This window comes from Aeromonas simiae (genome assembly GCF_014892695.1).
Lineage (GTDB): Bacteria > Pseudomonadota > Gammaproteobacteria > Enterobacterales > Aeromonadaceae > Aeromonas > Aeromonas simiae.
Map to the genome: position 1 here is coordinate 1,999,750 of NZ_CP040449.1, position 7,751 is coordinate 2,007,500.

A 7,751-nucleotide genomic window follows, 5' to 3' on the forward strand; every position below is an offset into this window, starting at 1 on the left:
AGCCAAGCTGACCACGTCGGCGTGTAGCGCAGCCAGGTAGCGCACTGTCATGGGGTGTCAGGGGTCGGAGGTTCGAATCCTCTCACGCCGACCATCATTCCCCCGAAAAGGCCTTGTCATTCGACAAGGCCTTTTTGTTGTCTCTTTTCCCACACGCCAATAAAAAGGGCCGCCCTTGGGCAGCCCTTGTCAGCGATGGCGAGCCTTACAGCTCGACGACATCAAACTTCACGTCAGGATTGACGTCGGCGTCGTAGTCCACCTCTTCCAGACCGAAACCAAACAGGCGCAAGAACTCCTGCTTGTAGCCGGCATAGTCGGTCAGCTCGGAGAGGTTCTCGGTGGTGATGGTCGGCCACAGGTCGCGGCAGGTCTGCTGCACGTCTTCACGCAGCTCCCAGTCATCCATGCGGATGCGGGCCTGCTCGTCCAGCGCCAGATCGGCACCATAGAGACGGGTGCGCATCATGCGGTCGATCTGCTCCATGCAGCCCTCGTGAATGCCCTTCTCCTTCATGATCTTGAAGGCCATGGAGATGTAGAGCGGCATCACCGGAATGGCGCTGGAAGCCTGGGTGACCACGGATTTGAGCACGGCCACGTGGGCAGTACCGCCCTTGCCTTCGAGATCGCCACGAATGGCGCTGGCGGCGCGATCCAAGTCTTCCTTGGCGCGGCCCAGAGTGCCATGCCAGTAGATGGGCCAGGTCAAGTCGGTACCGATGTAGGAGTAGGCTACCGACTTGGCGCCTTCAGCCAGCACGCCGGCATCACGCAGGGCCGCCATCCACAGCTCCCAGTCCTGACCGCCCATCACGGTAATGGTGTTTTGGATCTCTTCCTCGTTCGCCGGCTCGACGCTGGAGGTAATGATCTGATCTTTGTTGGTGTCGATGGCGGTGGAGGTGTAGACCTCGCCGATTGGCTTGAGGGCCGAGCGCACCACTTCACCGGTGTCCGGCATCTTGCGCACCGGAGACGCCAGGGAGTAGACCACCAGATCAATCTGACCCAGATCCTCTTTGATGACCTCGATCACCTTGGCGCGGCATTCGTTGGAGAAGGCGTCACCGTTGACGCTCTTTGAGTAGAGGCCAGCCTCTTTGGCGGCCTTGTCAAAGGCGGCGGAGTTATACCAGCCAGCCGTGCCGGTCTTGGACTCAGAGCCGGCCTTTTCGAAGAAGACGCCGAGGGTGGCAGCGCCGGAGCCGAAGGCGGCGGCAATCCGGGAAGCCATGCCATAGCCGGTAGAGGCACCGATGACCAGCACCTTCTTGGGGCCATGTTCGATGGCGCCCTTGGACTGGACATAGGCGATCTGACGACGGACGTTGGCTTCGCAACCGACCGGGTGGGTGGTGGTGCAGATAAAACCGCGAACCTTGGGTTTGATAATCATACGAGTCTCTGATCCGTTTTATGGATGAAATCGGGGCATAAGATACCCCATTGTGCCCCGATTGGGTGCTCTGATGTGTTGTGCCACCCGAAAAAGTACCGTGTCAGCCAAGCGCATCAGCCGGGAATTGCCGCCCCACAGGGGTTGTTCGGTAGCAGGTGCCCCTCTCACCCCTTCGCCAGCTCAAGGCCTCTTCCCATGGCGCCATCCAGACCAGTCGCGTTGGCCATCAGGCTCATCACAGGGCACCAGTTTGTCCACCTGCCGTTGTCACCGGCAGAGGCAGCCTTTTCATCTTCAGTGCCCGCGCCTCATCAAGGCGAGCCGGCACCCGAACTCAGATGGGCCGACGAGCCATGCGCTTCTCCGGCAAAAAGCGGGTCAGGATGGATGTGTCAACATATAAACGTGAAAGGAAGAACGCGATTCATGGTAAGAGCAATGGTGCATATCACGCTGCAACCAGAAAATGGCCGCACACCGGCGAGGCGCCGCATACGAGAGATGGCTGATAGAAGCGAGGTGGTGCGGCTACATCATCCCGCTGATGTAGAGACGGGCCTCATCATCGGCCACCAGCAGCGCTTCTTCCCACAGCTCGGCGATCAGCAACCCCTCCTCTCCCATGGCCTGCTCCTCAAGGTACTCGAGGCTGCGGGCATCGCTCAGGGTAAAGGGGTTGTGGCCCACCAGTTGTTGGGCCTCGGCAAGCAGCGACAGGGTTCTGGTCATGATCTCTTCCTCCGGTGGTTTTCCTCAGGATAGAAAGAGCCTGTCAAATGTGCCCGCTCAAGGGCAGTGCGGATCGATAGTGAAGGTGCGGTTAACATCCACCGCGGCCCCCATCTGGCGCAGGGTGTTGCGGCCCAACAGCACCGGGTAGGTCATCTTGCTGCGATCATTGAGCGTGAACTCATCGTCGAACACTCGTTCGCCGACACAAATGGCCATGCGCACCACGGGACGGGTCTCACTGCCACCAGCGCCACGAACGTGTACGTAACGCACCACCTCTCGCTCAATGCGCTCCTGTGGCCTCTTACTCCCCTTTCCTTCGCTAGGAACGATAAAGCTGACCCAGCGCTCCCCTTGATGCTCAAACTCACGCAGACGCCGGGCATCCAGCGAGGAGGTATCGGCCCCGGTATCGAGTTTGAGACGCAGCACCGGGCCGCCCGGCTCCAGGCGCCCGAGTTCAGCCCAGCCGTAGATCTGTGGCGCCCCATAAGCCCCCGACCCAGCCAGAGCCATCAATCCAAATACTATCCAGGCGCGCATGCACACTCCCCTCCCCCTAAATTTGTGGCGCAAAGCATACCCGCTTGCCGAACTACGATAAACCGCCCTCTCAGGAGGCCTGACAAGGTCAGTCGTACCTTCATTCGCTTTCAGGTGTGCCAGCAACAAGAGCGAGGTCAGGGCCATGATGTGGAGCCGGGTCTACTCCATACAGAGTACGACGTTCGATCTGCTGCTGATGGCCGGCTTGGGTGTATTGGGCTATGTGCTGGGCAAGCTTAACGTCCCGCTCTCGCCACCCATCCTCGCGTTGTACCGGGCGAGATGCTGGAGCAACATCTGCGCCGGGCGCTCTCCATCAGTAACGGAGAAATCCGGATCTTGTGGGAAAACAATATCAGCCAGCTACTGCCAGATACTGTTGGTGCTCGCCGTCTTGGTCATTGCACTGCCACCGCTGCTGCACCGGCTGCGACATGGCCGAGCCCTGCTCAGGCAGGGGAATAAAAAACCAAAGGGGCCCGAGGGCCCCTTCTTATTAGGCTGAGCATCAACGCCGATGCGTTACAGCACGCCTTGCGCCAGCATGGCTTCTGCGACCCGCACAAAACCGGCGATGTTGGCGCCCTTCTCGTAGTTGATGCGGCCACTCTCCTCACGGCCATGCTCAACGCAGAGCTTATGGATAGAGGTCATGATGTGGTGCAGATGCTCATCGACGGTCTCACGGCGCCAGGAGAGGCGCTGGGCGTTCTGGCTCATCTCCAGACCCGAGGTGGCCACCCCACCCGCGTTGGCGGCCTTGCCAGGCGCAAAAGCGACCCCCGCCTCATGGAACAGGCTGATGGCGTCGGCGGTCGAAGGCATGTTGGCGCCCTCTGCCACCAGTTGTACCCCGTTGGCGATCAGCGCCTTGGCATCGACCGCATGCAGCTCATTTTGGGTGGCGCACGGCAGGGCAAGCTCGGTCGGCACAGACCAGGGAGTACGACCTTCCAGGTATTCGGCGCCCACGGCCCGCGCATATTCGCTGATCCGGCCACCGCGCTCCTTAATGTCGCGCAGCAGTGCCAGCTTCTCGGGGGTGAATCCGGCCGGATCGTAGACCGAGCCGCTAGAATCGGATGCGGTGATCACCTTGCCACCCAGCTCCATCGCCTTCTCAATGGCGAACTGAGCAACGTTACCCGAGCCAGACACCGAGATAATCTTGCCGGCCACCGATTGCCCCTGCTCTTCGAGCATGGCGGAGACAAAATAGAGCAGACCGTAACCGGTAGCCTCCGGACGCAGCTCACTGCCGCCGAAGGTGAGCCCCTTGCCGGTAAAGACGCAGGAGGTACGGTTGGTCAGTTTCTTCATCATGCCGACCATGTAGGCCACTTCACGGGCCCCCACACCGATATCGCCGGCCGGGACATCGGTATCCGGCCCGACGTGACGATGTAGCTCCAGCATCAGCGCCTGGCAAAAACGCATGATCTCGCCGTCGCTCTTGCCCTTGGGATCAAAGTCACTGCCACCCTTGCCACCGCCCATCGGCAGCGAGGTCAACGCGTTCTTGAAGGTTTGTTCAAACGCCAGAAACTTGAGGATTGAGGCGTTGACGCTCGGGTGAAAACGCATCCCTCCCTTGTAAGGACCGATGGCAGAGCTGTGCTGCACCCGGAAGGCCCGGTTGATCTGCACTTCGCCCTTGTCATCCACCCAGCACACTCGAAAACGGATCAGGCGTTCCGGCTCGAGCATGCGCTCCAGCAATCCTTGCTGTTGATATTTGGGGTTGGCGCTATAGAAAGGCCAAATGGAATTGAGAACTTCACGCACCGCCTGCAAATACTCGGGCTGATGCGGATAACGCTGGCTGAAACGCTCAAAGAACTCCTGATACTGCATTACACACTCCCTGTCAGTGTATTTAAAATCATCCTTGTTCTGCCCAGCCTTCGGCCGTGAAGAAGATCACGGCTGATTGCTCACAACACACATTGGGTAATGTTGCCGAACCGACTTCCAGCACTGAACGCTGCCGAGAGGGCCCGAAAGACAGGACTCGAGAAATCCGACCTTATCATATAATGGATAATAAGTTACTGCTAATGAGAGGATATTCGCACTCAAATATCGAAAAAATTGCCACTGACTTCACAAAGATCGTGCTGCGGCGCGTTTTCCTACCCAATAAGCGCCAAATCAACCTTGCATTTCACTTCGTAAATAATGCATACAAGGCACAGGTTTCCATGTGATGCATATCCGCCCTTGCGCACCAATTTCCCTATGGGTTGAGCCCCCGACATTCCCAGCCTTTATCGGTAAGCCAGTGTGAGGAAGGAGTAGCGATGACAACAGCCAGCACATCTATCCGACCACCACAAAAAAGCCCAGTCGCTCGACAGGGCTTCTTGAATCGCCCCTACTTTCCTAGACACCCCAAGAGCCTCAAACTGAGGTCATTCAGGAGGTGTTATGAGCAAGCAGCAACGTTACACGGAAGAATTCAAACTGGCCGCCGTCAAGCAGGTGACTGAGCGCCATTACCCAGTGGCAGAGGTCGCTGAACGACTTGGTGTTTCCAGCCACAGTCTTTATGTCTGGATCAAACGCTACAGCCAACCCGAAGCGCAGCAACAGCATGACTCCAGCCAGCAAGCCGAAATTCGGCGCCTCAAGGCTGAACTGCGGCGCATCACCGATGAGCGAGATATCTTAAAAAAGGCCGCCGCGTACTTTGCCAAGCTGTCAGGGTAAGGTACGCCTTCATCCGGGAGCACGCGTCCACACATCCCATCCGCCGACTGTGCCGGATGATGAATGTCCACCCGAGCGGTTATTACGCCTGGCAGCACCAGCCTTTATCTACCCGAGCTCTGGAAGACCAACGCCTCCTAGGCCAGATCAAGCAATGTTGGCTAGAAAGCGGCGGCGTCTATGGTTATCGCAAGATCCGGGACGACCTGCGAGAGATGGGCGAGACCTGCGGGAAACACCGGGTGGCGCGATTAATGCGTCATGAGGGTTTACGTTCACAAACCGGTTATCGTCGCCGTCCCGGTCATTATGGTGGCCGGCCAACGGTGGTTGCACCGAATTATCTTGAGCGCCAGTTCGATGTGACTGAGCCAAACAAAGTCTGGGTAACGGACATCACTTATATTCGAACCCATGAAGGCTGGCTCTATCTGGCCGCGGTATTGGATTTGTTTTCACGACAAGTCATTGGGTGGTCAATGGGGCCACGGATCGACCGAGAGTTGGCCATCAGCGCGTTACTGATGGCGGTGTGGCGACGGCAACCCGAGCAGGAAGTGCTGGTTCATTCTGATCAAGGGAGCCAGTTTAGCAGTCATGACTGGCAGGATTTTTTGCGGGAGCACCAGCTCAAGGCCAGCATGAGCAGACGCGGCAATTGTCATGATAACGCGGTTGCGGAGAGTTTCTTCCAGCTCCTCAAACGCGAGCGGATCCGACGTAAAACCTATGTGGATCGCGAGGAGGCTCGGCAGGATGTGTTCGATTACATTGAAATGTTTTACAACCCCAAACGTCGGCACAGTTTCAACAATGGGCTATCGCCAGTAGAGTGTGAAAAGCAATATTTCGAACGGCTCGAAAGTGTCTAGAGAAGCCGGGGCGATTCAGAGGGGGTATCCGAAGGCCGAGGCGATGGCCACCTCTGTGGTCGTCCGGCGATTCGCAATACAGCGATACACAGCGATAAACGCCCCATGCAAAAGCAAAAAGGCCTTCCCATCAGGGAAGGCCTTCAATAGTTAGTGGCGGAGCGGACGGGACTCGAACCCGCGACCCCCGGCGTGACAGGCCGGTATTCTAACCGACTGAACTACCGCTCCGCATTCGGCTAGCTTATTGCTAAATTGGGTGCCTGGCAGTGTCCTACTCTCGCATGGCATCTGCCACACTACCATCGGCGCTACAGCGTTTCACTTCTGTGTTCGGCATGGGAACAGGTGGGTCCACCGCGCTATGGCCGCCAGGCAAAATCGTAATCCGAAAAGCTGATTGCACTCACGATTCTCATCACAAGCACTTAAGTCGTTCTCGCTTCGTCACAAGCGCTCAAAACACTTCTTGGGTGTTGTATGGTTAAGCCTCACGGGTAATTAGTACGGGTTAGCTCAACGCATCGCTGCGCTTACACACCCCGCCTATCAACGTTGTGGTCTCCAACGGCCCTTTAGGACCCTCAAGGGGTCAGGGATGACTCATCTCAGGGCTCGCTTCCCGCTTAGATGCTTTCAGCGGTTATCGATTCCGAACTTAGCTACCGGGCAGTGCCACTGGCGTGACAACCCGAACACCAGAGGTTCGTTCACTCCGGTCCTCTCGTACTAGGAGCAACTCCCTTCAATCATCCAACGCCCACGGCAGATAGGGACCGAACTGTCTCACGACGTTCTGAACCCAGCTCGCGTACCACTTTAAATGGCGAACAGCCATACCCTTGGGACCAACTTCAGCCCCAGGATGTGATGAGCCGACATCGAGGTGCCAAACACCGCCGTCGATATGAACTCTTGGGCGGTATCAGCCTGTTATCCCCGGAGTACCTTTTATCCGTTGAGCGATGGCCCTTCCATACAGAACCACCGGATCACTATGACCTGCTTTCGCACCTGCTCGACCTGTCCGTCTCGCAGTTAAGCTGGCTTATGCCATTGCACTAACCTCCTGATGTCCGACCAGGATTAGCCAACCTTCGTGCTCCTCCGTTACTCTTTGGGAGGAGACCGCCCCAGTCAAACTACCCACCAGGCACTGTCCGCGATCCCGATTCAGGGACCTGCGTTAGAACATCAAACATACAAGGGTGGTATTTCAAGGTCGGCTCCACGACAACTAGCGTCATCGCTTCAAAGCCTCCCACCTATCCTACACATGTAGGTTCAATGTTCAGTGCCAAGCTGTAGTAAAGGTTCACGGGGTCTTTCCGTCTAGCCGCGGGTACACCGCATCTTCACGGCGATTTCGATTTCACTGAGTCTCGGGTGGAGACAGCATGGCCATGGTTACACCATTCGTGCAGGTCGGAACTTACCCGACAAGGAATTTCGCTACCTTAGGACCGTTATAGTTACGGCCGCCGTTTACC

At 57.4% G+C, this 7,751-nt stretch carries 5 protein-coding genes, 2 tRNA genes and 2 rRNA genes (1 of these 9 running past the window's edge); 2 read left to right on the forward strand and 7 right to left on the reverse strand.

Annotated features, from left to right (window positions below; genetic code table 11):
* Positions 1–17 precede the first annotated feature (17 nt).
* A tRNA-Pro gene (locus tag FE240_RS09460) sits at positions 18–94 on the forward strand.
* A 111-nt stretch (positions 95–205) separates the two neighbouring features.
* Here FE240_RS09460 and fabV read toward each other — a convergent pair.
* The 4 genes from fabV to gdhA all read right to left on the reverse strand — a co-directional run bounded on the left by fabV (position 206) and on the right by gdhA (position 4,534).
* A complete protein-coding gene (gene fabV, locus FE240_RS09465) occupies positions 206–1,399 on the reverse strand; it encodes an enoyl-ACP reductase FabV (RefSeq protein ID WP_193000491.1) in 1,194 nt (397 codons plus the stop codon).
* 531 nt (positions 1,400–1,930) lie between these two features.
* A complete protein-coding gene (locus FE240_RS09470) occupies positions 1,931–2,131 on the reverse strand; it encodes a hypothetical protein (protein WP_193000492.1) in 201 nt (66 codons plus the stop codon).
* 57 nt (positions 2,132–2,188) lie between these two features.
* Positions 2,189–2,677: an ATP-dependent zinc protease family protein gene (locus FE240_RS09475; protein ID WP_193000493.1), complete on the reverse strand. Its 489-nt coding sequence runs from the start codon at positions 2,675–2,677 to the stop codon at positions 2,189–2,191.
* A 525-nt stretch (positions 2,678–3,202) separates the two neighbouring features.
* Positions 3,203–4,534, reverse strand: a complete 1,332-nt coding sequence (gene gdhA / locus FE240_RS09480; protein WP_193000494.1) for an NADP-specific glutamate dehydrogenase — start codon at positions 4,532–4,534, stop codon at positions 3,203–3,205.
* 573 nt (positions 4,535–5,107) lie between these two features.
* Between gdhA and FE240_RS09485 the strand changes: the two genes are divergently transcribed.
* A protein-coding gene (locus FE240_RS09485; RefSeq protein ID WP_193000495.1) for an IS3 family transposase occupies positions 5,108–6,261 on the forward strand; the annotation gives its coding sequence in 2 pieces (ribosomal slippage) (positions 5,108–5,345 and positions 5,345–6,261; 1,155 coding nt in all).
* A 154-nt stretch (positions 6,262–6,415) separates the two neighbouring features.
* Here FE240_RS09485 and FE240_RS09490 read toward each other — a convergent pair.
* From FE240_RS09490 to FE240_RS09500, 3 genes are all read right to left on the reverse strand, one after another.
* A tRNA-Asp gene (locus tag FE240_RS09490) sits at positions 6,416–6,492 on the reverse strand.
* A gap of 30 nt (positions 6,493–6,522) precedes the next feature.
* Positions 6,523–6,637: ribosomal RNA gene (gene rrf, locus FE240_RS09495) — 5S ribosomal RNA — on the reverse strand.
* A 104-nt stretch (positions 6,638–6,741) separates the two neighbouring features.
* Positions 6,742–7,751, reverse strand: a 23S ribosomal RNA gene (locus tag FE240_RS09500) (it continues 1,880 nt past the right edge of the window).